Annotated in this window: 14 protein-coding genes; 4 read left to right on the top strand and 10 right to left on the bottom strand. The window is 46.4% G+C overall.

The annotated features are described in order from the left end of the window. Positions 1-70 precede the first annotated feature (70 nt). Both QUA44_RS08625 and QUA44_RS08620 read right to left on the bottom strand, forming a co-directional pair. Positions 71-1747, bottom strand: coding sequence for a mechanosensitive ion channel (locus tag QUA44_RS08625; RefSeq protein WP_333251338.1), 1677 nt, complete (start codon positions 1745-1747; stop codon positions 71-73). An 84-nt stretch (positions 1748-1831) separates the two neighbouring features. Then, a complete protein-coding gene (locus QUA44_RS08620; protein ID WP_333251340.1) occupies positions 1832-3046 on the bottom strand; it encodes a transposase in 1215 nt (404 codons plus the stop codon). A 148-nt stretch (positions 3047-3194) separates the two neighbouring features. On the opposite strand from QUA44_RS08620, the gene QUA44_RS08615 reads away from it, so the two are divergent. Beyond that, entirely contained in the window at positions 3195-3659 is a 465-nt protein-coding gene (locus tag QUA44_RS08615; protein ID WP_333251342.1) for an SRPBCC family protein, read from the top strand. Between the two features lie 129 nt (positions 3660-3788). Here QUA44_RS08615 and QUA44_RS08610 read toward each other — a convergent pair whose 3' ends face one another. The 7 genes from QUA44_RS08610 to QUA44_RS08580 all read right to left on the bottom strand — a co-directional run bounded on the left by QUA44_RS08610 (position 3789) and on the right by QUA44_RS08580 (position 12170). Continuing rightward, a complete protein-coding gene (locus QUA44_RS08610; protein WP_333251345.1) occupies positions 3789-4475 on the bottom strand; it encodes an alpha/beta hydrolase in 687 nt (228 codons plus the stop codon). Positions 4476-4792: 317 nt separating this feature from the next. Continuing rightward, positions 4793-5617, bottom strand: coding sequence for a transglutaminase family protein (locus tag QUA44_RS08605; RefSeq protein WP_333251371.1), 825 nt, complete (start codon positions 5615-5617; stop codon positions 4793-4795). A gap of 168 nt (positions 5618-5785) precedes the next feature. Beyond that, positions 5786-7663, bottom strand: coding sequence for a DNA mismatch repair endonuclease MutL (mutL, locus tag QUA44_RS08600; protein WP_333251346.1), 1878 nt, complete (start codon positions 7661-7663; stop codon positions 5786-5788). Between the two features lie 182 nt (positions 7664-7845). Then, on the bottom strand, positions 7846-8955 hold the full coding sequence (locus tag QUA44_RS08595) for an ATP-binding protein (protein ID WP_333251349.1): 1110 nt from the start codon (positions 8953-8955) through the stop codon (positions 7846-7848). A gap of 336 nt (positions 8956-9291) precedes the next feature. Continuing rightward, the gene (locus QUA44_RS08590; RefSeq protein WP_333251351.1) at positions 9292-10464 is read right to left on the bottom strand and encodes a beta-ketoacyl-ACP synthase; all 1173 of its coding nucleotides are present in this window, start codon (positions 10462-10464) and stop codon (positions 9292-9294) included. Positions 10465-10501: 37 nt separating this feature from the next. Continuing rightward, positions 10502-11287 (bottom strand): peptidylprolyl isomerase, encoded by a 786-nt coding sequence (locus tag QUA44_RS08585; RefSeq protein ID WP_445243660.1) that lies wholly within the window; start codon positions 11285-11287, stop codon positions 10502-10504. A gap of 316 nt (positions 11288-11603) precedes the next feature. Then, positions 11604-12170 (bottom strand): photosystem I assembly protein Ycf4, encoded by a 567-nt coding sequence (locus tag QUA44_RS08580; protein WP_333251357.1) that lies wholly within the window; start codon positions 12168-12170, stop codon positions 11604-11606. A 203-nt stretch (positions 12171-12373) separates the two neighbouring features. Between QUA44_RS08580 and psbD the strand changes: the two genes are divergently transcribed. From psbD to QUA44_RS08565, 3 genes are all read left to right on the top strand, one after another. Continuing rightward, a complete protein-coding gene (gene psbD / locus QUA44_RS08575; RefSeq protein WP_333256028.1) occupies positions 12374-13432 on the top strand; it encodes a photosystem II D2 protein (photosystem q(a) protein) in 1059 nt (352 codons plus the stop codon). A 157-nt stretch (positions 13433-13589) separates the two neighbouring features. Beyond that, positions 13590-14969: a photosystem II reaction center protein CP43 gene (gene psbC, locus QUA44_RS08570; RefSeq protein WP_333255153.1), complete on the top strand. Its 1380-nt coding sequence runs from the start codon at positions 13590-13592 to the stop codon at positions 14967-14969. A 566-nt stretch (positions 14970-15535) separates the two neighbouring features. After that, a complete protein-coding gene (locus tag QUA44_RS08565) occupies positions 15536-19396 on the top strand; it encodes a GAF domain-containing protein (RefSeq protein WP_333255151.1) in 3861 nt (1286 codons plus the stop codon). 94 nt (positions 19397-19490) lie between these two features. Here QUA44_RS08565 and QUA44_RS08560 read toward each other — a convergent pair whose 3' ends face one another. Further along, positions 19491-25523 (bottom strand): response regulator, encoded by a 6033-nt coding sequence (locus tag QUA44_RS08560; RefSeq protein ID WP_445243696.1) that lies wholly within the window; start codon positions 25521-25523, stop codon positions 19491-19493. Between the last annotated feature and the right edge of the window lie 41 nt (positions 25524-25564).

The following is a 25564-nucleotide window of genomic DNA, read 5'->3' as shown; positions in this document are numbered from 1 at the left end:
TCGCGACTCTCACAATGAAATTAATCAAAAAAAAATGGCGTTTGTACTTGACAAACGCCATTTTATAGAATTACAAACGTGGCGTCTTATCTTGTTTAAACGACGCTAACAATTCGCGAATTTGGTCGGCCGCAATCTCGCGCCCGCCCAAACCAAAAGCTAGAGCAATCCCAACTGCGATCGCCCCAAGCAGCAGCCCGAAAGCCAAATTGACAATATCGCTGCCAATTCCCATCTGTTGCAGCGCCAAGGCCGAAACAAAGGCAATAATCGCAATCCGAGCCGCTTGGCCCAAAAGCCTCGCTTGGCGAGTTCCAGAACTGGCAATCAAACTAAACGCCAGATTCGCCAAGTACAAGCCGATCGCAAATACCACCAAACCGGCTAGCACCCGGCCTGCAACTAGGACAATACCGCTAACAATCGCCGTCAGCGCTGGAATTTGCAGCACGTCGGTAGCCGCCACCACTGCAAACAGCAGGATGCCCACCTGCACCACAATGCCGACAAACTCAGAAGGCGTGCGGGCTGGAAGTTCGGGTTCCTGAAGAATCGTTGCCTCCGGATTGATCGAACTTGGCGGTAGCCTCAGCGACTGTTTCGGTGGCTGCACTCCCAACCAAGAAAAGACATTGTTAAAGCCAATTCCGGTCAGGATATTAGTAACCAAATCGCCTACCCAGCGCCCCAAAATGTAAGCAAGCGCCAGAATCAGCGCCGCCGTGAAGATTTTGGGAACCGCACCCAAAATGTCGTTGAGCATCGCGATTGCAGGCTGCGAAATCGCTTGAATGTCCAAAGCGTTCAGAGCTGCGATCGCCGTTGGAATCAAAATCAAAACATAGACGATCGTCCCGACAATCCACGACAGCGATTGTCCGCCCGAAGTCCGCGAAATTCCAAACCGAGCGCCCAAATTGTCCGCCCCAGCAGCAGCCAACAGATTTGTGACAATCCGCCGCACCACCATAGCCAGCAGCCAGCCGACAAACCCAATCAGCACAGCTTCCAGAATTTTTGGAATGGCCGCCAGAATTTGGTTGAGTAAATTATTAACTGGCAGCAGAGCCTGCTGCATTTCCAGCGAGTCGAGAATCAGCGGCAAAAACAGCAGAAAAATGAACCAGTACAGCGCATTCGCCACAGTATCGCTCAGCAGCAAAGGGCGCTCGCTGGGCACAGTTCCCACCTCCTGATTCAAGCGCTCGTCCACGCTAAAAGTCCGCATCGCCCGCGATACGGCCATTTTGGCGACAGTTGCCAACACCCAAGCAATCCCCAACCAAATTAGCGCCCCGGCTAACTTCGGCAAGAAACCGGTAATTTGATTGAGAAAAGTATTGAGGGGTTGCGAGACAGCCGTTAGATTCAGCCGATTGAAAAAGGCAATTAGGAAAAAGACAAAAATGATCCAGAACACCGCTGCGGAAATCCATTTTTCCACTTGCGGGGCTCCAGCTCCTTCTGGGCGGCCTGTAATCCAAGCAGCCAGCCGATTGTCGATCGTAGTCTTCTTGAGCAATCCCCCGACGACAGAAGACACGAGGGCTGATACTATCAAGCCAATGAGCAGGATACCGACGGCCCAGATGAGATTTTCAATGTTTGAGCCCTGAATGAAATTGTTAATTCCGCGTTCGGCATCTGTCAGGGCATTCCCGGGCTGGGCCTGTGCCAAAATGCGATCGGACAAAGCCGCTATGGGGCCAGATATCGGTTGAGTTATCTCTTGCCAAGTTTCATTCATTTTTTTCTCAGGTTAACGTCAGATTTGACTAGGAGAAGACGAAACTTTAATAATAGTTCCAAAAAATCTAGACATCGCCTAAATTTAATGTTTGTACACTTTTAATCGTACTGGGTTAACTACCAAACCCTCTATCGAATTTGGGATCAACCCATCTCCGACTGCTTTTGGACCTATATTCAAAGAACCGTTCACATCGGCATTTATTAGTTGTCCAGTTTTGGTTCTGAACAATCCTCTTTTTACCCTACTGCCAATGTAGTCGGAATGTTGTTGAATTGGTTCCCAATTCAAAGCTGAACATTTGGAGGTGTAACTCTCCTCAACTAACACAACTTGAATTCCCGCAATTTGTCCTTTATACTGCAACATTTGCACGAATCGGCGATGGGGAATGCAGGCAAAATTTTGATTGTTAACCTTGCCCGTCTTAATCCCATCTTTGAAATCCTGGTTCCCGCCTATAGCCAGCAAGCCAATTTGATGATTAACGAGTTCTTTAATAATTGCGGAACTCGTCGTGTGGAGGTGGTAATCCACTTTACAGTTACGCTTGTGCCACAATCTGGCGAGTTTTTTAGTGGTTTTTGCGGCGGGCAGCAATGATTTCAATGGCGATGAAACTTGATTGCAGTATTGGTTTGTTGACTTAACAGCCCGTCCGTCGTAGATTGTCGGTACTAACCCAGGAACATTGTAGGTTAATGTTGCCAGATTGTTTAATCCTAAATCTATGGCAGCTACTCTCTGATTAACTTGTAAAGGCTGTTCTAACTTTTCATAGAGTACCTCGACAACATAACAACCTACCTTGGGAACAATCCGGATTTCCAGAATCGAGGTAACTTTTGATGGCAACCAAATATTAGTCCCAGAGGGACGAGCATATCCTTTTTTTAAGGCTCTTTTGCTGACAGCTTGACAATTAAATACAACTACATAGCGCCAGTCCTCTCTTTTTCGCTCTCTTGAACCTTTATAATGAGGGATTTTCGGTACCGCTTGAAATTTAGTTGGGTCTTCCTGATAGTTTCGCACCGCCAGATAATAGCTAGTCCATGCTTTGAGGACTAAGCCGAGCGTGCTTTGTGCTACCTTGGCCGGCAGTGGTTTGTAATCAGGACTTGTTTTGAGCGCGGGATAAACAGCCAGAGCGTTTGTTTGTTGGCTGGCGAAAAAGTTTTGACGGTAGATGTAGTTAGCGCTGTTGTAAAAATTTTTGCATAGCCAAGATAGTCGATCGGCTTCTAGATAAAACCTATAATTTGGTTTAATGATGTGCCTTTCGACTAGCTGCATAATTGGTATATATACTTTAATTCAAGATGATACACTGTAATTATGAGTGTGTCAATCTTTTAATTTCTGGAAAAATTGACGGTACAAGTAAATAAAGGACTATAAAGTAAGCAAAATTTTTGTAATACCATCATTGTTGCAGGTTCTCATGTCAATTCGTCAAGTTTTCGAGCAATCCATTGAAATTCGCGCTGCTGCTACTCTGGTGGAGCAGTGTATAGTCGATCGCACTTTAATGCACAAGTGGCTCAATCCCCTGCTACGCTGCGATCCCCAGGGCGAATGGGATACTGCTGTAGGAAGTCGCAGCTTATTTATCATAAAAATTCCAGTTTTGCAACCCACTTTAGAGAGTGTTGTGTTGGAGCGACAACCAGGTTTAATTGTGTGGGGGTTTGACGGATTTTTCAAAGGATGCGATCGTTGGGAATGCCAGCCCCAAATCCAAGGAACTCTCTTGATTAACCGCTTTGAATTTCAAATTCCCAATCGTTTCATTAGATTGGGTTTCAATCGCTTTGCAGCCCCTTGGACGCAGAAAGATATGAAAGACCAACTGCGCCGACTTAAGCGGGTAGCCGAGCAACTATCTCAAAAAATGGGTAATGGGTAAGGGATAATGGGGAATTGGTAATTGGTAATTGCTAATGAGTAATTGCTAATAGCTGAAAACTTAGAGCTAATAGGAAAAAAAGCACCAATTCACAATTCCCAATTCCCAATTCCCTGGAATTTCAGTTATTTACTTCACACTTCCCGATGGATTTGGCTGACAAATCATTTCTCTCGCCGAATTCACGGCTTGGTTAGCCGTATTTTGCAAAGCCGGGGAATTCTGATACAAAGCTTGCAAATCTTGCACATCTTTAATCACTCGCTCGTAGATAACCATCGCTTGATTGCCGTTAACTTCTAAGGCAGCAGGGCTGTAATTTTGCATCACTTCAATCAGCGATATTTTGCCATCTTTGGAAGCTGCGACTAAAGCATCGCGCAGTGCGGGCACGCTTTGAAGCCGAGCAGTCGGCGCATAAGCAACCTCGCCCAATTCTTTGAAAACAATTTCCCCAAAATAAGTGCTTGCTAGCCGCGCTACCAATTGGGAATCTAAAGGCACTTCTCGCGTTAATATTTCGCGCATCGACTCGGGAGTTTGTTTCGCAAGACTCAGAACGCTTTGCAGTTGAGATGATGCTTGGCCAGTTTGTGCAAAGCTTTGCAAGTCGCTCATCGGTAATGTTACGTCAACAGCACCGTATTTTACGGTAAGATTATCTAATGCAAAGGCTTTGCCGCTGCTTAGGAATACTGCACTTGTTCCCACCAAAAGCGCCAAACCTAATGATAAAGACTTTGACATTCTTTTGGTTAAATGGGCTGACAGCGATTGCATTCCGTTGAGATAACCTTGTTGAAACTGAAAGTTCATGAGTTTGTGCCTCTTTACGTCAAAATACTTTTTCGATCGGTCGTCTGTGCAGGTATCTGTGCAGGTATCTGTGCGGGTATCAGTCGGGAAAGTGGACTCGGAAGTTCGGTAAATGACCTATGATTTTACAGTCACGTCAAGCAAATTTAACCTATCAAAAGATAGGTATTAATTGACCATTAATATGTTATAATTAGCGGTTTGACAATTTTAGATACCTTTGCAAAAATTATAAAAGCGAAATTGAGTCGTGGGGCAGCAGTTTATTGAATGTCGCTTTCACGGCTTATAGTGTGCGATCGATACCAAATTTAAGTTCACATATCCCGATCGAGCTGATCGACCAGTTGGCGAATTCTAGCAGCATCAGGAGCATTAGGAGCATTTCTCAGATATAGTTCCAAATCGTGGCGCGCCTCGGCCAAGCGCCCCAGTTGATAGTAGAGAATTCCGCGATCGCGCCGTTCCCCCAGCGCATCGGGAAACAGCAGCAAAATCCGTTCGATCGCCAAAAGCACCCTCAAAGCATCTCGCTGTTGCAAATAAATCGCCTTCAGATTTCCCAGCATTCTCCCCAACAAATGCCGGCGACTTATCGGGGCGAGAAAAGTCGGCTGCAACTCCATAGGTTGCCCATAAATTTGAGAAAGTCTGGCTTGACAATCTTCAGGAAATAATATCTCCCCGCCGTTAAACGCATCAACAAAAATACCAGCATCTTCAAAATCCGGTCTAATTAAAAAATGTCCCGGCATCCCAATACCCACCATCGGAAAATCAATCCGCTTAGCAACCTCCAAATAAACCAAAGATAAAGAGATCGGAATACCAGTACGCCGATCGATCACTTCATTCAAAAAGCTATTGCGGGGATCGTAATAATCAGCATCATTGCCCGAAAACTGCAACTCCCCATATAAATAGGCGTTAATAGTTTGAATAATCCGCAGCGGATAATTCTGTGCCGGCAGGCGATCGCGCACTTCATCTGCGATCGTGTCGAGAGCGTTTAGATACTCCTCTGGCTCCAAATTGGGGTATTCTTCCAAAGCCATATAAAGAGCAGCTTTCGCCAGGTCGATCGAGCCATCAGGCTGATTTATTTCTCGATAAAATAGTTGTCGGGCGATCGGAAAATCCATATTTATGATTGATTTGATTTTAATTGACATTTTATACGAATATCCAGTTGCCCAAAAAAATATTAAAAACATCTCTCTTCTCTTCCTCTCTGCGTTCTCTGCGCCCTCTGCGGTTCAAAAAAAACAGTCCTGTATGTAACGCACACCTTACAGCTTAACTTTTAACCTTCAAATCCCGTGACTTTTGCCAATCACCCAACTGCGACGAAAAATCCGAGCCAGCGTCGATTCTTCCAAAGCAAAATAGATAGGGCGGCCGTGAGGACAAGTGCGCGGATTGCGAGTTTGCTGCCATTCATCCAACAAATTTTGCATTTGGGAAAGACTCAAAGGAGTACCGTTTCGCATAGCGCTGCGGCAAGCAGTAGCGACTTGAGCCGCTTGCAAATCTGCGACTTTACTGAGTTCAAAAAGCGCATCCGCACAATCATCTCGAAGAGCTAACAATTCAGGAACTTCCCGCGCCGCCCATAGCTGTTCTCCAAAAGTTTCTACTTCCAAACCCAAGCGGGATAAATTTTCAATTTGCAGCGCCGATAATTGACTGAGAATCACTGGTTTTTCGAGATATTTTAGCTGCCAATCCGCGCACAATTGCTCGTACAAAACGCGCTCGTGAGCGATGTGTTGTTCCACCAACCACATTCCGCTGGGATGTTCCGCAACAATGTAAGTATTGTGAACTTGAGCGATCGCCCTCAGTTCCATCAATCCTATTTTATTACGTTTTGCCTCTTCGCTGCCGTCATCATTCTGTCGAGCAGAAATCCCGACACTGTAAGCACTTTTTTGTTCCGACGCCTTCAGCAATTGTCCCACTCGATCGGGAATTGGCGCAGCCGGCAAAACCTCATCATTCAGGTGCAAAGCCCGATCGATTGCTGCGCTAACTTGTTCTTGCCAAAAACTCGGATCATGCAGATAAATTTCCACCTTAGCGGGGTGGCGGTTCCAGTCGATTTCCGAAGGGGAGATTTGCAGGTGGACAAAACACACGGGATAGCGATCGCGGGGACAAGTGCGGGCAAAGGCGCTGAGAATCGTTTGCTCTAATTCGGGCGATCGCACAACTCGCCGATTTACCCCAACTTTCACCCAATCCGGCCGCCTGCGGTGACAGCGATCGGGCAAACCAATTACTAATTCTAAAAACTGGGAATTGGGCATTTGGAATTGGGAAGTAGCAACTGGGAATTGGTAATTAGGCTTAACTGTAGCGCCCACAAGTTGAGTTTCTACCAAGAAATTTGCTGCTTTCTGATTTTGAGGACTCGCAGGCAAATCTAACTTTAAATACTGCAAATCGCTCGATCGCACACCGCGCACGAATTGAGGTAAAAGTTGTTCTGCTGTGCTACCAGGAGTTACGTGCAAACAAGGCGTATTTCCTTGACGCAACTGCCAATTAACGTGCGGGTGACAAATAGCAATTTGCTGAAGGGTTAATTGGATCGATCGCATTTGCTGTGCCGGCGACAAAAAACTGCGGCGCACAGGCCAATTGCCAAACAAATTATCAACAGTCACCACCGTACCAGGAGCGATCGCCGCTGTTTCCACCTCCACAGCAACGCCTGCGTTGTTGTAAACCACCCGCCATCCCGATCGAGCATTTTCAACTCCCCCCTTGTTAAAGGATGATTTGGCGGGGGTTTGCGCCGATTCTCGATTTTCCGAAAAATCCCCCAATCCCAAATCATTCGATCGGCTCAAAACCTCCAAACAGCCCAACTGAGCTAAACTGTGCAAAGCTTCCCCACGAAATCCCAAAGTATCAATTTTGTAAAGGTCAGCTTCAGTGGTAATTTTGCTCGTACTGTGGGGCGAAGCCGCCTGCCGCAAATTTTCCAGATCCATTCCCGTACCATTATCTGCAACTTGCACCCGCCACTGTTCGGGCCAAACAGACACAACGATACGAGTTGCGCCAGCATCCAGAGAATTTTCAACTAATTCTCGTACCGCAGCGGCGATCGAGTCAATCACTTCGCCGGCGGCAATTAAATTGATAACTTCTGTGGGTAAGGTTTGAATAGTAACTGGCATCAGATTTTTAGCGCTGCGTTAATTCAATTCTACTTGATTCTGCAAGTCGCTACACAGTATTAGGACTTACGCTCTTAAACCCGGTTTATTAGAAAAATATTTTTTTATAACAAGATATCTATTCATCAACCAAGTCTCTGAGGCTGAGTGAGAAAGTCCTAAATATATATCTTCCTACCTACTTAATTTTTATTTGCTAAAGCCATGCTTTTCGGCAAGCTGATGTAAAAAATTGTGCCTTTTCCGTCCTCTGACTCATAAGTAATTTTCCCTTTGTGAGCCTCAACGATCGACTTAACAATTGCCGTTCCCAACCCAGTACCAGTCCGCTTGCCATAAGTCACAAACGGTTCAAATAACTTTTCCTTAATTGTCGGTGGAATGCCTGGGCCGTTATCGTAAATGCTAATTTCTGCCCACTCCTCACTTTGTGTCACCGCAATCTCCACCCGACCCCCTCTTCCGCCAAAAGCCTCAACAGCATTCCCAACTAAATTTTGTAAAACGCGCAAAATCTTATTTTCATCCGCTTCCACTATTACTTCTGTCACCCGTACTGTTAAATCTACTTTTGCTGCTTCACAATAAACTCTGTTCAACTTTTCAAACTGCTGCAACGTCTGAATTAGATTAACTTGTTTTTTATTTAATACAGAATTACCGCGCGAAAATTCTAATACTTCTTCAGCCATCCCCAACATTCGATGAACCTGCAATTGAATAAGTTCACACCACTCCTGAGTTTCCTCATCTGGGTGCATTTCTTTGAGTATTTCACTGGAGAGTCTAATTCCGGTAAAAGGACTTTTGAAATCGTGAATAATTGTACTCACCATTTCTCCTACCAATACCATTTTTTGTTTGTGTACCAACTGGCTAACATATTGATCCGTCGTATCCCGTAAATTTTTAGTAATGAAACTAAACATTTGCAGTACCGAACTGCCTTTAGCAAACTGGAGAGTTTTTATTAGTTCTTCACGGGCTATTTTAGCCAAAGTCGAGCCTGCAACTGCCACAGCTCTAGCACTGCGTGGCTCTCCGTCTAAAATTCCGAGTTCGCCAAAATAATCCTCTGGCTTAGCCACAGCAACAGTTTGATATTTATTGTTTTCAAGCCGCTTGCTAAACTCGACTTTACCTTCTAAAACTAGATAGAAAAAATCCGCTGTTTCTCCTTCTTCAAAAACCAGCGTTTCCTCAGCAAAACTCTCCAAAACAGCTATTTGGCACAGGTGAGCAGCTTGCTCTGGTTCAAAATAAGACATAAATCGATGAGATGCCAGATCCATGTTAAAATACCTGAGACTTAATTTAAACAGTTTCTTTCTTCTATTTTCGCCGATCGGCATCGATGCGTTAATAAAATACAATACTGCTTTAATCTGCCTCTATTTTCTGACATCCCAGGCTTGGACGCAAGGATCTGGGTCGGCATGGAGAGCCAGACTAGCATAGCAGCAGCAGTAATCTCACCAAAACTCTCAGTTGATTGACTCAAATACATAAGTATTGTACTATTTTTTAGATTTAAATTGGATTCGCAGGGGGTTCTCCGGCTACCTCAGAAGATTTTAACTGTAGAGAGATTGTGTAATTTAAATGCCGATCGACCGAGTTTACAAAAATTAACGCTCTCCCGATAAAACGATCGCAGCATTCTGCCCGCCAAAGCCAAAACTTAAACAAACCGCATTTCTGACAATAGCCGATCGCGAACAGCGAACAAAATCTAATTCAAACCCCGGTTTTTTCATTCCAACGCAAGGCGGCAACATCTGATATTTAATACTCATCAAACAAAAAGCCGCGCCCAAAGCTCCCGAAGCTCCCAAAGTATGACCCGTAGCCCCCTTAGTCGAACTAACAGCAACTCCTCGGTGAAATAACTTCTCAATTAACAGTGCTTCGTGTCGGTCATTTAACTCAGTTGCAGTACCGTGAGCATGAATAAAATCTATATCAACCGCCGCTAAATTGCTGCGTTTCAAACATTGATTTACCGCCCTGATCGCACTTTCCCCCCCCAGCTCCGGCGCATGAGCATGGCAAGCATCATTTGTCAAGCCAAAACCGGAAACTCGACCGTAGATTTTAGCACCACGACGCCTTGCCAATTGGGCGGATTCTAATACAAATAAAGCCCCGCCTTCACCGAGTACAAAGCCTTCACGATTTTCATCAAACGGATAGCACCCATTGTTTGCCAAAGCACCCATCCGGCTAAATCCAGCCAGAGTCAGCGGTGTTATAGGCGCTTCCACAGCACCTGCGATCGCCCGCTGACACTCACCAGTGCGGATTAAATCAACAGCACGGGCGATCGACTGTAGGCCCGTCGCACAAGCAGCCATCGGCGCCAATACCGGCCCCGTCGAACCAATTGCCCTCGCCGCTGCGATCGCCCCCATGTGAGGCAAAAAATTCACTAATCGATAATCGGTAATCGGTAATTCCCTTCCCTCTTTCTTCTTCCCTTTTTCTTCTTCCTTCTTGCTTCTTCCTTCGCTTGCTAACTGTTCTAAATTTGCCTGGAAGCCTCGGCTAGAACCGATCACAACCCCGCAATCAGGTAAAGGCAAAGTCAAATTAGCATCTTGCAAAGCATCTGCTAAAACCTGCCTAATTAAAGTTATTAAATCGACAGGTTTTTTGCCAATTAAAGCCAAAGGTCGCCGTTCAAGTTCTAAAAAAGGTTGATGCCGATCGATTCCACATTCTCCAGACAGCAGTCTTTTCCAGCCCGTTTCCAGAGTCCCTAAACCCGAAACAAGACCAATTCCAGTAACAACAACATCCATTCACTAATGACTGCTGACTAATGACTAATGACTACCTTCAGCTAGCAGCCTTAAAATTTTCCAAACCCTGAGTAACGGTAGCCTTCTCAATGCGATCGCCCGCTTCAATCTTATCAATCACATCCATGCCTTGTTTCACGTACCCAAAAACTGCATAGCTACCGTCCAAAAACGGTACATCGGTCAAAGTAAAGTAAAACTGAGAAGAAGCCGAATCAGGACTCTGCGATCGAGCCATAGCCACAGCCCCGCGAGTGTGCATTAACACGGGTTTCTCCTTAACCCCAGCTTCTTCTAGCGTTTGGCTATAAGTCGGATTGGCAGCACCTTTAGCTTTAATTTCCAGAGGAATCCTGCGTTCTGCCGAAGTTTTCGGGTCAATAAAACCGCCAGTTCCCAGTCGCGCTGTAGGGAATTTAGGGTCTTTGCCCTGGGGGTCGCCGCCCTGAACTACAAAAGGCTGAGGTTCCCGCACGACTCGGTGAAATACCAGCCCGTCGTAGACTCCTTTCTGAACCAAATCGACAAAATTGCCCGCAGTAATTGGCGCATTTGTGCCGTCGAGTTCGATCGTAATTGGAGCACCTTTAACCGTCATCACCACCGTTGCTTTTCCTTCCAATCGTGGCAAATTGCTAAATTGCGAACTCGCCGCTACAGCAGCAGGAGAAGGAGAGGGAGACAAAGAAATATTTTCACCCGACGCCGGATTCGATGTCGGAGTCGAGTTTGCCACAGGAGAACTACCGCATCCTCCGACAAACAACGCGCCAATTATTAAAAGTGAGAACAACCACCGCTGAATTTTGATTTGCATTTGCATTTGTATTTTCACTTTGAGTCAATTACGGACTTTGCAACTAAAGATTTTAATTCAATAGTCCGAACTGTTTTTAGTTCGTAGTCTGAAACAATCGATTTTCCTTGGATAGCGAACTTGCCTAATCGCCTTGAAACCCTTATTCTACGGTTGGACATCAAAAACTATCCGAAGTATTGTTAATTGATAGATTCAAAAATTGGTAACGGGCTTACTCGCAGAGCGATATTTTTCACTTACCAGGTAGGTAAGGTGCGCGGCCCGGCGCACCCTACGAGACATTACCAATCTAAAATCTAAAATCGCACATCGAAAATCCCTATAGTCCTTCTAGGGGAACTTGCAAAAATCGAGCCAATTCGGCCGCTTGATTTTCCACTTCAGACAAAGCAATCGGCTGTCCGACTCTAGTCAGGGGAAACTGACGGCGGTCTTTGAGCTTAAGATAAATACTGCGACGGGGACTGAGACCTTCTTTAATGTCCACCCGCACAGATTGCACGTCCGATGTCTTGCAATTAAAATCAACTTTGCGGTTTTTGCCGGGAAAACCCCAGCGAAAGATCCGAATGTTACCAGTTTGTCGATCAAATTCGTTGTAACCGCCGCCGACATCCCACAGAACAGTCAGCCACAGGTAAAGCGCCAACAGCACACCGCAGACACCGTAGAAACTCATCGCAATGCCTTGGGGGATGAAAATGAGCTGAGTCGGGTCAGCAAAAGGCAGCAGGTTAACGTGCAAGTAGCTGGAAAGGCCCGACAGCAGGAAACCAGTCCCTCCCATGCTGACCACCGTCGCCCACCAGTAATTGCTGAAGCGGCGGGAGCCCAAAACCGGGTAGCGCAGGACAGAATCGATCGAGGTCATTGTTTTTGCAGTCATAAAATTAAACAGCCTTAAAGCCAAATCTTAATTCAATTAGCCCACCGAGCGTCACGCTTGGCTAGCGCGATCACTATCGACCGATCGCGATTCTGTATCAACTCCTGCCGTTCTAGTTGAAAATTAATGAACTTATAATATATAGTTATGTTAACTTTAATTAGAAACCTTGGTCTTTTAACAAGCAAGAGGATTTTACCGCAATGACAATCGCAGTCGGACGCGCCCAGACCGAAAGAGGCATCTTTGATGTACTCGACGACTGGCTCAAACGCGATCGCTTCGTCTTCGTAGGCTGGTCTGGCATCCTGCTATTCCCCTGCGCCTACCTATCCATCGGTGGCTGGTTAACAGGCACCACCTTCGTCACATCCTGGTACACCCACGGTTTGGCAAGCTCCTACCTCGAAGGAGCCAACTTCCTCACCGTAGCAGTATCCACCCCAGCCAACAGCCTCGGACACTCCCTGCTGTTCCTGTGGGGCCCCGAAGCACAGTGGGACTTCACCCGCTGGTTCCAACTCGGTGGTTTGTGGACATTTGTCGCCCTCCACGGCGCCTTCGCACTGATCGGCTTTTGCCTGCGTCAGATCGAAATCGCCCGTTTGGTAGGCATCCGTCCCTACAACGCCCTAGCATTCACCGGCCCCATCGCCGTGTTTGTTTCGGTGTTCCTGCTTTACCCCTTGGGTCAATCAGGCTGGTTCTTCGCCCCCAGTTTCGGCGTCGCAGCAATTTTCCGGTTCCTGCTATTCCTGCAAGGCTTCCACAACTGGACGCTCAACCCCTTCCACATGATGGGCGTTGCAGGCATCTTGGGCGGCGCGCTGTTGTGCGCTATTCACGGTGCAACCGTGGAAAACACTCTGTTTGAAGACGGCGAAGGTGCTAACACCTTCCGCGCCTTCAACCCAACTCAGTCAGAAGAAACCTACTCGATGGTGACAGCCAACCGTTTTTGGTCGCAAATCTTCGGAATTGCCTTCTCCAACAAACGCTGGTTGCACTTCTTCATGCTGTTCGTACCTGTCACAGGCTTGTGGATGAGCTCCATTGGCATCGTCGGTTTAGCATTAAACCTGCGCGCCTATGACTTTGTATCCCAAGAATTGCGCGCTGCTGAAGATCCTGAGTTTGAAACGTTCTACACTAAGAACATTCTGCTTAACGAAGGCATTCGTGCTTGGATGGCTCCGACTGACCAACCCCACGAAAACTTCATCTTCCCTGAAGAAGTTCTGCCTCGCGGTAACGCACTTTAAAAAAATCTGGATTTGGATTTCAGATTAATTTAAATTTTTTAAACTGAAATTGAAATCCAAATCCCTATTCCCCGGCGCAGGCGCGGTGATACCGTGCCCTACTAGGGAACAAAAAAACCCAAAATCCAAAATCTAAAATCGTTGGAGGTTCTACCGCGTGGTAACGCTCTCTAATTCCTACGCAAGCGGTCGCGACCAAGAATCCTCCGGGTTCGCTTGGTGGTCTGGCAACGCTCGTTTAATCAATCTCTCCGGCAAACTGCTGGGCGCACACGTCGCTCACGCTGGTTTGATCGTGTTCTGGGCCGGTGCAATGACTTTGTTTGAAGTCGCTCACTTTATCCCAGAAAAGCCCATGTACGAACAGGGCTTAATCTTGATGCCCCACATCGCTACTTTGGGTTGGGGCGTCGGCCCCGGCGGTGAAGTTACGGATATCTTCCCGTTCTTCGTAGTCGGCGTTCTTCACTTGATTTCATCTGCTGTTCTCGGTTTGGGCGGCATTTATCACGCCGTTCGCGGCCCGGAAGTTCTTGAAGAATACTCTTCTTTCTTCGGCTACGACTGGAAAGACAAGAACCAGATGACCAACATCATCGGCTATCACCTAATTTTGTTGGGTGGCGGTTGCTTGCTGCTGGTAGCTAAGGCCATGTTCTTCGGCGGTGTCTATGACACTTGGGCTCCGGGTGGCGGCGACGTGCGTATTATCACGAACCCCACTCTGAATCCGGCCGTGATTTTTGGCTACTTGGTTCGCTCTCCTTTCGGCGGCGAAGGCTGGATTGTCAGCGTCAACAACATGGAAGACATCATCGGCGGTCACATCTGGCTCGGCCTGATTTGTATCGCTGGTGGTGTTTGGCACATTTTGACCAAGCCTTTCGGCTGGGCTCGCCGCGCCTTAATCTGGTCTGGCGAAGCTTACCTGTCTTACAGCTTGGGTGCTTTGTCCCTGATGGGCTTCATCGCTTGCTGCTTTGTCTGGTTCAACAACACTGCTTACCCCAGCGAATTATACGGCCCGACGGGCCCGGAAGCTTCTCAAGCGCAAGCTTTGACCTTCCTGATCCGCGACCAACGCTTGGGTGCTAACGTCGGTTCTGCACAAGGCCCCACCGGTCTGGGTAAATACCTGATGCGTTCTCCTACTGGCGAAATCATTTTCGGCGGTGAAACGATGCGTTTCTGGGATTTCCAAGGCCCTTGGTTGGAACCCTTGCGCGGTACTAACGGTTTGGACTTGAACAAAATCAAGAACGATATTCAGCCTTGGCAAGCTCGCCGCGCTGCTGAGTACATGACTCACGCTCCTTTGGGTTCTTTGAACTCTGTGGGCGGCTTGGCAACGGAAGTTAACGCGTTTAACTATACGTCACCTCGTTCTTGGCTGGCCTGTTTCCACTTTGTGATGGGTTTCTTCTTCTTGGTCGGCCACTTGTGGCACGCTGGTCGCGCTCGCGCGGCTGTCGCTGGCTTTGAGAAGGGTATCGATCGCGAAAATGAAGCGGTACTTTCTATGCCAGACTTAGACTAATCGATCGAACTTATTTCTGATTTGATTGTCTAATCGAAAAAAGCTCCTGCTTAACCGCGGGAGCTTTTTTTGCTTTAATATCTGGAAAAAGCGATGTTGCGGTCGATCGACTGTTCTCCGAGCCCCCTAGCAGCAGATACAATCCTACACGTAGAAACCCGGTTTCTGAGTTAACCTGTTGAATTCAATGCTGTTTCTTTCCGTCAGCTCGTTCCTCAGCGAGCTTTTCCATCCGGGACTGAGATATTTCGGTGCAACCTTCATCGGTGGCGGTGATTGACTCTGCAAGTCTTGAAACTTGACAATTTTAATCCGTTGGGGTAAAGAGCTTGCAAGGCAGGCGCTACAAAGTTTATATTTAAAGTACAAAAGTTTTAATCCCCCACAATGGAAAGTTGCAATGGAAAGTTGCAATTTTAAGGCAGATCGCTACAGGTGCAAAACTAATCGACGATCGCCATCAGGATATTTATATTTTATTAAATGGCTGTGCTTGCCGAAATTTTTAACAGGCACAAAACTTTTGGGCCGCTTACTTTTATTGCTAGGAAAGCAAAAAATTAATAATGGACTCATTAAAGATCGAAAATGTTAAGGTGAGGTTCGATCGAGCAAATTTGCTCGAACGCATCGCCAACCGCATTCGCCGCTCTCTAGAACTACCCGAAATTCTGAGCGCAACAGCAGCGGAAGTTCAATCCTTCTTGGGAACAGACAGAGTAAAAATCTACAAATTTCATAGCGACGGTAGCGGTGAAGTGATTGCCGAATCAATTAACGGCAACCGCTTGCCCTCCCTATTGGGTCTGCATTTTCCAGCAGACGATATTCCCCCTCACGCCCGCGAACTGTTCGCGCAAGTACAGGTGCGATCGATCGTCGATCTAGATTCCGGGCAGCTAGGCCAAAGTCCGCGCCGCGAGGCGGTTGCCGGCAAACTGTGGCCCGACGACGAAATGCGCTTTCGTGCGGTTGACCCCTGCCACGCTGAATACTTGACTGCACTGGGCGTCAAGGCTTGCTTGGTAGTACCAATTTTTCACGGCGAAGAATTCTGGGGGTTGTTGGTATCTCACCACTCCGAGTCCCGGAGTGTGGAAGAAAACGAACTCCAAGGCGTTCAGATGGTGGTAGATCAGCTCGGCGTCGCCATAGCCCAATCAGCCCTCCTCGCCCAAGCGAGGGCGAAAGCTCAACGGGAAGCTGTCGTCAACCGCGTCGCCGCAGCCCTTAACTCCCAGCCTGCGATTGAACTCCAAACAGCTTTGGTAGAATCGGTAGCAGCACTAGACGCCGCCGGCGGCAGACTGTGCATTTTCGCCACGCCATTCATTTCCGACAGCATCAAGGTTACGAATCTAGTTCCCTATTCAGATAACTCGAATCGGGAACTCACAGTCTACACTTGCGGCTCAGGGCCGAAGATGGAAATTTTGGCAAAATACCCGCAGATGGAGCAATACAGCGTCTGGCACGAATATTTTAAATCCGGCGAGCAACAGGTTTGGGCAATTCCCGACTTGTACCAAATTAGCAATTTGAGAAGCCTGCAACCTGCATTTCGATCGACCAAAATTCGCAGCATTTTAATCGTACCGCTCAGAACCCGCCAGCAAATATTCGGTTACTTGACCATTTTTCGAGAAGAATTTGACACCGAAACTCTCTGGGCTCGACAGTTTGATAGCGACGGGCGGCTCGCCCAATCTCGGATATCTTTTGAAGCCTGGAAAGAGTCAAAAACTGCCCAAATTCGCGAATGGAAAGCTGAAGAAATTGAATTGCTCCAAATTTTTTGCACCCACTTTTCTAATGCTATTAACCATTGCCAACTGCACCGAGAAATCGACGCACTTAACACTAATTTAGAAAATAAAGTTCAAGAGCGGACTGATCAACTACAGCAGTTGACGAAACAGCAGCAAGTGCTGTTTGAAGTGGTCGCAAAAATGCGGCAATCCCTCGACTTGAACAAGATTTTTAGCACGATGTCCCAGGAAGTGCGGCAGGCTTTAAATGCCGATCGAGTTGCGGTTTACCGCTTCGATCCCGCGTCGGAATTTAACGACGGCGAATTCGTTGCCGAAGATGTTTTGCCCGATTTTGTCTCAGTAATGGCAGTCAAAGTGCACGATCGCTGCTTTGGAGAAAACTATGCCAATCTCTACTCTCAGGGACGAGTTCACACAATGTCCGACATTAGACAAGCCGGACTGCAAGATTGCTATGAGCAACTATTAGAGCAATTTCAGGTCAAAGCTAGTTTAGTTGCACCGGTGATGAAAGGCAAAGACCTTTGGGGGTTGCTGTGCGTGCACCAGTGTTCGGCTCCCCGCAACTGGGAATCTTCCGAAATTAAGTTTGCTACCCAAATTTCCGCTCAGCTCAGCATCGCCCTTGAACAAGCAGATTTGCTCGCTCAAACTCAGCAGCAAGCAGTTGAGTTGCAGCGGGCATCCGAGCAGGAGCGGATATTGTTTGAGGTAGTTGCTAAGATTCGAGAATCTCTCGATTTAGATACAATTTTTCGTACTACAACTACAGAAATGCTGCGGATCTTAAAGGCCGATAGAGTTGGTATTTATCGCTTTGATCCTAGTTTAAAGTTTAATGAAGGCGAATTTATCACCGAAGATGTTTTGCCTGGTTTTTCTTCGGCAATGGGTGTAAAAGTTCGCGATCATTTCTTTAGCGAAAACTATGCGAAAAAATACAGTCAGGGACAGATTCAAGTGCTACCAGATGTCGAAAATGCTGGACTTTCAGACTGCCATGCTGCTCTTTTAGCTCAATTTCAAATTAGAGCTCAGGTGATTATGCCGCTGATGAATGGCAGCAAACTTTGGGGTTTGCTGTGCGTGCACCAGTGCAGCGGTTTGCGCCATTGGAACACTTCGGAAATTCAGTTTGCTACGCAAGTTGGAATTCAGTTGAGTGTAGGATTAGAACAAGCAGATTTGTTGGCTAAAACGCGGCAGCAATCAGTTGATTTACAGTGGGTAGCCGAGCAACAGCGGATACTGTTTGAAGTGGTGGCAAAGATTCGGGAATCTCTCGATATCGACGCAATTTTTAAGACGGCTACTCAAGAAGTTTGTCAGTTTATGCAAGTCGATAGAATAGCCGTTTATCGCTTAAATCCTGATTGGAGCGGTCAATATATTGCCGAGTTTGTAAAAAATGGCTGGATGAAATTGGTAGGGGAAGGTATCAATACGGCTTGGCAAGATACTTATTTGCAGTCAAACCAAGGCGGCAGGTATCTAAATAATGAAACTATAGCCGTTGACGATATCTATCAAGCTTATCACTCCGAGTGTCACGTCGGTATTTTAGAGCAATTTCAGGTGAAGGCTTATGCGATCGCGCCGATTTTTGTAAGACAAGAAATTTGGGGTTTACTGACAGCGTATCAACATTCTGGGGCCCGCTGTTGGGAAAGTTCAGAAGTTAACTTTTTAGCTCAGATTGCTAATCAATTAGGCGTTGCTATCCAACAAGCAGATTTGCTAGCTCAAACCAGACACCAAGCAGAACAAATAGCTCAAAATTTAAAGGATTTGCAGCACACTCAAGCTCAATTGATTCAAACTGAAAAAATGTCGGGTTTGGGGCAACTGGTGGCCGGCATTGCTCACGAAATCAACAATCCGGTTAATTTTATTTACGGCAATCTCAATCACGCTAGTGAATATACTGCTAGCTTACTGAGTTTGCTGGAACTTTACCAGCAGCAATCTCCCGATGCTAGTCCTGAGATTAGCGAATTGGCCGAAGATATTGACTTGGAATTTCTGCTAGAAGATTTGCCCAAGTTGCTATTGTCAATGAAGGTGGGAGCCGATCGCATCCGTCAAATAGTTCTGTCGTTAAGGAATTTCTCTCGTCTTGACGAAAGTCAAATGAAGGCGGTTGATATTCACGACGGCATTGACAGCACGCTGTTAATTTTACAGCACAGGCTGAAATCTAACGCGGACAGTGCCAACATTGTGCTAGTGAAAGAATACGGCATTTTGTCTGTAGTTGAGTGTTATGCTGGACAGTTGAATCAGGTATTTATGAATGTAATTGGGAATGCGATCGATGCTTTAGAATCGCACAAGATGCTCGCTGGTCAATCTGTAGTTCCTCAAATTAAAATCTATACTGCTGTCGGTCAACTTAATGGTACTGTTCCTAGCGCGGTGATTCGGATTTCTGACAACGGCACGGGAATTTCGGAATCTATGAGACAACGGATATTTGACCCTTTTTTCACCACTAAGTCGGTGGGGAAAGGTACAGGATTGGGACTGTCAATTAGTTACCAAATTGTGGTAGAGAAACACGGCGGCGTTTTAAAATGCAATTCGGAATTGGGGCAAGGTACTGAGTTTGTGATCGAGATTCCTCTTCGACAGCAGCCAGCAGTCATTACTCATTAGTCATTAGTTATCAGTCATTATCTCTCTTTTGTCACTTCGGAGATGTGACAGTTGCGTAAGTCCTGATGCCAAAAGATGCCTATTTAATTGACTTTTACAGATCAGTTTCGGTCTTTTGTAGTTCTTGTTGGAGAGTGTTCTTGACACGATCGTACTCAACCTCGATTTGAGCCAAAAGGGTTGAGGCTTGATCTAGTTCACCAGAGGTACTCATGGCTTCTAACCTGCCACAAAGCTGAGCCAGAGGAGCCGCGCTTAGATTCGCACTACTGCCTTTGAGGGTATGAGCGGCTCGCTTTAGGGTTTGAGTATCCGCTTGGGCGATCGCAAATTTCATAGCTTGTAGTAACTTTAGAGATTCCTCAAAGTAGCAGTTCGCCAGCAAGCTCAAAATCTGGGTTGAATCTTGATCGATGCTGCTACAGAAGGCTTGTAGTTCTGTGAGGTCAACCGCTGGCATATCAATTTCTGGCTGGTTGCTATCTGATTCCTCCTTTTGGGCCTGCTGCTGTTCCTGGTTGGGTGGACACTGACTCAGCGCTTGGATGAGAGCCTCTACTCGAATTGGTTTACTGATATAGTCATTCATGCCAGCATCAAGACAAAGCTCGCGATCGCCCTGCATGGCATTCGCCGTCATGGCAATAATCCTGGGACGAGTATGAGCCGGCCACTCCTGGCAAATACGACGGCTGGCTTCTAGTCCATCCATCTCTGGCATTTGTACATCCATCAGCACCACATCATAAGGCTGGCGATTCAGGGCTTCCAAAACTTCTAATCCATTGGCAGCAATATCTGCCCGGTATCCCAAACGCTCTAACAGCAGCAGTGCCACCTTCTGATTCACCAGATGATCTTCTGCTAACAGAATTCGCAGTGGCAGTCTCTGGGCCAGTTTCATATCATCCTGGACAGATATAGGGAGCTGTTGTTGAACTTTTTTCGGTTGAGCTTGTAGCACTTGGGTCAGGACTTCATAAAGTTGGGATTGTTTTATGGGTTTGCTTAAACAAGCCGCAAAGTGGCTGGAGAGCTCTGAAGAACTGGCTTCTGGTTTGCCCATTGAAGTCAGCATCACTAGGGGTAAACGGTGGCACTTAGGATGCTGATGGATGGCTGAGGCGAGTGTGAGGCCGTCCATTTGTGGCATTTGCATATCTAAAATAGCGACATCAAAGGTGTCTCCACGCTCAAGCCAGTTAAGCGCTTCCACAGCCGATTGGGCAGCCCGAATCTGCATCCCCCAAGTCTGGGCTTGCAACGTCAGAATTTGTCGGTTAGTGGGCAGATCATCGACGATTAATAGATGCTTGCCCGATAATTCTGGTAGCATTTCAATCGGTTCGGCTAACTCAGTAGCAACAGAGGATGCCACAATCGTGAAGTAGAAGGTGGAACCAATTGTGAGTCGATGAGGCTTAGCGGCTTGCCATTTTGGTGAAGGGGTTCCTCCGACGTGACCTCGGGTCTCAACCCACATCATGCCGTTCATCATTTCACTAAGTCGTTTACTAATCGCCAGACCTAAACCTGTCCCTCCATAGTGCCGAGTCGTCGAAGCATCTACTTGACTAAAAGACTTGAACAGTCGATCGAGCCGATTGGCTGGAATACCAATGCCTGTGTCTTGAATGGCAAACTGGATTTCATACAAGCTTTCTGACAAGTTACCTGGCTCAGAAATTGTTTTGTCAGAATCAACTAGAGAGGCTTCTACGGAAAGGGTAACTTCCCCAGTTTCAGTAAACTTAATCGCATTGTTGAGCAAGTTAACTAGAATCTGACGGAGACGGGTGACATCACCCAAAATCAACTTAGGAGTCTGAGGGTGGATGAGGTAGCCCAACTCAATATCCTTCTCATCTGCTTTAACTGCAAGTTGGTCGATCGCATTTTCTATGCAATCTCTCAAGCTCAAGGGATACATTTCTAGCTCTAGCTTGCCCGACTCAATTTTGGAGAAGTCAAGGATGTCGTTGATGATGCTGAGAAGCGTATCTCCACTATTGCGAATTGTCTCGATAAAATCTCGCTGTTTAGCGTTGAGTGTTGTATCTAGCAGTAGTCCCGTCATGCCAATAACCGCATTCATCGGAGTGCGAATTTCATGGCTCATCATCGCCAGAAACTCACTTTTGGCTCGGTTTGCAGCTTCGGCTTCTCGTCTAGTTTGCTCCAAGGCAAAGTTTTTCAGAGTTAATTCTTCTCGTTGTCGAGTTTCTTGCTCTAGTAATTTGGCTTGAGCTAGGGCAATTCCTACTTGAGCCGCCACTGATTCTAGCAACTCCACTTGATCGGTAGTCCAATGACGGTAGCGATCGCACTGGTGCAAACAAATCGCACCATTCGGTTCTCCTTGGTAAGAGGTTCGCACTGCTAATGTCGATCTCAAATTGAGACTGGTACAAATTGAATGAGCACAGGTGAGCAATGATTCGCAATAGACATCCGGGGAGGCGATGGCTTCATCTTGATCCATCAACCGTTTTGTATAAGCAGAAATCGCGGCCAGAATATCATCCTCCCCGCTGGGCGCTGACCCCACTGCTAGATACTCTGCCACGATAGGAAACTGAGGCAGTGGATTGTCCTGGTATGTACTAATTAAGCAGCGACTGACCCCAAAAGCTTGCCCAATCTGAATAGCAGCCGTTGCAAATATCTGCTGAGCATTGAGGCTTTGACGAATTTCTTCGGTAATTTGCTTCAGCAGTAGGGCTTTTTGCAACTGTCTTTGTAGTGCTTCTTCTGCCTCCTTGCGATCGGTAATATCCTTGATGAAGCAGTGATGCCCGACAAACACATTTTGCTCGTCATAAGCAGAAACCATCACCACTTGTTTATAAAAGCTAGAGCCATTTTTTCGCATTCCCCTAGCTTCCGCTTCGACTCTGCCATCTCTCAACATCTGTTGATAAGCACCCACCATCTTCTCAACATCTTCAGGATGAACAGTTTTTTGCCATTCCATCCCTAGCATTTCCTCTGGCTGATATCCGCAGATGGCGGCATAAGTTTCGTTAATAGAGACATAGCGCCCTTGAGAGTCCAGTCGAGAAATGCCTGCCACGGCATTTGCTAGCGCCCCACTCATTTGTTGCAGTTCCGCTTCGGCTCGTTTGCGATCGCTAATTTCAATCAGAATGCAGCCCACTGCTACAGGCTGCTCTGCATCCTTGAAAATGGGGAAATGAGAAGTTAGCCAGTAGCGTTTGGCACCAGTTTGACTGGTTACTTCTGAACTCATTTCCAAGCTGATGGAAGGTTTTCCTGTCGTTAAAACCTGTTGTAACAGTGCATTTATACCAGGAGCAAATTCCCCCAAAATCTCATCGGTTATCTTACCTAAGTGAGCCTCCACAGAGTGGCCATTAATTTCAGCTAGTGCCTCATTTATTTGTAAAAATCTCAACTGCCGATCGTATATACACAGCCCCACCCCTGCTAGGGAAGAGCCTTTAAAGAAAGCATTCAATAATTGCTCTCTGGCTTTAATTTCCTGCTCTAACTTTTTCCGGTTGGTAATATCGCTGTGAGAACCAGTCATACGCACAACTCTACCCGCTGCATCCGAAAGTGCTTGCCCTCGAGCCAAAATCCATTTGTAGCTCCCATCCTTGCAAAGCACTCGATGTTCTGTAATATAAAAGGGAGTTTTGCGCTGAAAGTGATCTTGAATGGCTTGCATCACCCATCCGATATCGTCGGGATGAACTCGTTTACTCCATTCCTCTAAGTGATTGGGGATTTCCTGCTCCTGGTAGCCCAACATCTCTTTCCAGCGAGCCGACAAGAATACTTCATTGCTGTTGAGGTTCCAATCCCATACCCCATCATTACTGCCACGTAGGGCGAGTTGCCATCGCTCTTCACTCGCTTGCAGAGCGACTTCTGCCTGATGTTGTTCGATTTGACTACCAATCCACTGAGCCATCAGCTTCAGTAGTTCTACATGGGCAGATTTAAAGCTGTCTGCACGGGGAGATTTACTAGAAAAGCTGAGGGTACTGTAGACTTTGCCTGCAACTAACACTCGTGTTCCAATATAAGCTTCTATGCCAAGGGCAAGATAGGCAGGATGGTAACGCCATTTTGAGGTGCCTATATGTTCGATGGTTAGGGGTTCATTTGTGTCTAAAGCTTCACAGCACAAAGTTTGGTTAATATCAAAGACATTACCTGGTTTCAGGACTCGATCGGGCGATCGTGCAACCATCACCTCATAAAGATTATCTTGCACGCGAGCCAACATTCCACTTTCCAGCCCAAAATTCTGACATCCCATGTCAATCAAAGCTTGGATGCGCTGCTCAAAATTGAGATTTTGGGTAGCAGTGACTTCATATAAAGCTCGTATTGCCGCTTCTCTTGTTCTTAGTTCAGCTTCGGCTTGTTTACGTCTCTTAATTTCAGCTTTTAGAGAGCGATTGATTTTGGATAATCTTTGCGTTCGTTCTTGAACCCGCTGTTCTAATGTAGTGTTGGCGTGTTTAATCTCCCTAAATTTTTGATTTAGCGCGATCGCCATCAATTGAAAATTTCTAGCAAGCTCATTGATTTCAGTAACAGAACTATGTTTCCATTCAAATGTTTTTTCTGAAAGCTTGTTTGGTAAGTCAGTAGTCGCAAGAGCTAAAAAGGATAACGGCTTGACCAGTCGTTCGCTAACCAGCGTTGCCAACAAAAATGCCAACATTGTGATCACGAGAAGAATAATCAGATCTATCCTGTAGCGGTTTTGTAAATTTTCTACATAGGGAGCGGCGGGAATTTCTAAGCGTAATCTCCAGTTCAATTCAGGAGTAATCGTAAATTCCTGTATATATAGAGAGTTTTTCCAACGGATCATCGGATAGTTGCCCTTGCTAGGAACCCACTGCTGCAGGGTTCCCTCTAAGGTGCGAGTGCTGCCATCTTTTGACTCCTGAACAGTGTTCAAAAGCTTTTGGTCGGATTGATTACTGGCAATCAGTCGGTTGTTTTGATCCAGCAATGTAATGCGTAGTTGCTGATTGTTTTGCTGAAAAATGTATAGAGCTTGGATCTGGCTCAATGCTAATGAAGCGTGGATCAGGCCAAGGAAATGACCTTGAACTTGCAGGGGAACATTCAATCCTACATGAGGTTCGTCAATTAATAAATCGTTGTGGATAGGAGTCATCCAAGGTCTCAACCGCTCTTGAACCAGGCTAATTCGAGATTTATGTTCGGTGATTTGTTCACTCAACCGCCCACGGGTTTGATTTAAAGGAGAAGAGGCAGCTAAAACTTTTCCAGAGGCATCGGCAATATAAATTTTGTCAAAATGGGGAAACAACTGCTCGATCAGGCTAATGTCTTGTTGCAGTTGCTCGGATGATTGAATTGCTTGATTAGCAGCAGTAGTGGATTCCGGAAGGAGTGATTTTTCAGCTAATGTATTCAAAGCTAATAGATGTCGCTCATGCCATCTAGATACAGCGCTACTGAGATTAGTCCCGTTTGTTTGTAACTCAGTTTGCACCTTCGTCTGAATTTGAGCGACCCAGTATCTACCATCAATAACTAATAGGAGCAGTCCAGGAATAAAGACAAAAGCAACCAACAGATGAAAAATAGTTTGTTGTAAAGAGAGGGCATGGAGATGCTTTGAATGCCTAACCCACCGATGAATGGGCGCATAAGAAATGATTAAGCTGGCAACTAAGGCATTAAAAATGCCGTTGACTGCTTGTTTGCACATAACTAGCAGGACTTGACCCGCCTCCATGTGCAGCATTTGACCGTAGAAAAGCCAAACGAGAGGCATTCCAATTAAAAACCAGTAAATCCCATCAAATAAAAGGAGGTTCGGATGTTGGCGCTTGCAAAGAAACCCTACAAATAGAGCCTCAATTACCAAAATAATGGTGGCGTATGGATGATTCCAAAGGACATAAGTATAACTGCCTGCTATTAGACTGGCAAAACCTCCCCAGCCCCAGCCGAAGTAGTAAGTAATAATCAGTATTGCAATACTGCCAAAGAGGAAATCAACCCCAAAGAAAAGAGACAAATTGAAATAGTTGCCCAGAAAACCCGCTCCAGTGAGAAGGGCGATCGCACCTAACCATCTTTTATTACGCACTGAGCTAGCCCCTTCCATAAACTTCTAGAATCGCTACTTGCTGAATATAAACTGATTTT

The sequence above is a fragment of the Microcoleus sp. N9_A2 genome (assembly GCF_036701775.1).
Classification (GTDB): domain Bacteria; phylum Cyanobacteriota; class Cyanobacteriia; order Cyanobacteriales; family Microcoleaceae; genus Microcoleus.
Note: the sequence above shows the minus strand (reverse complement) of the source record. Positions and strands in the feature narration are given on the sequence as shown.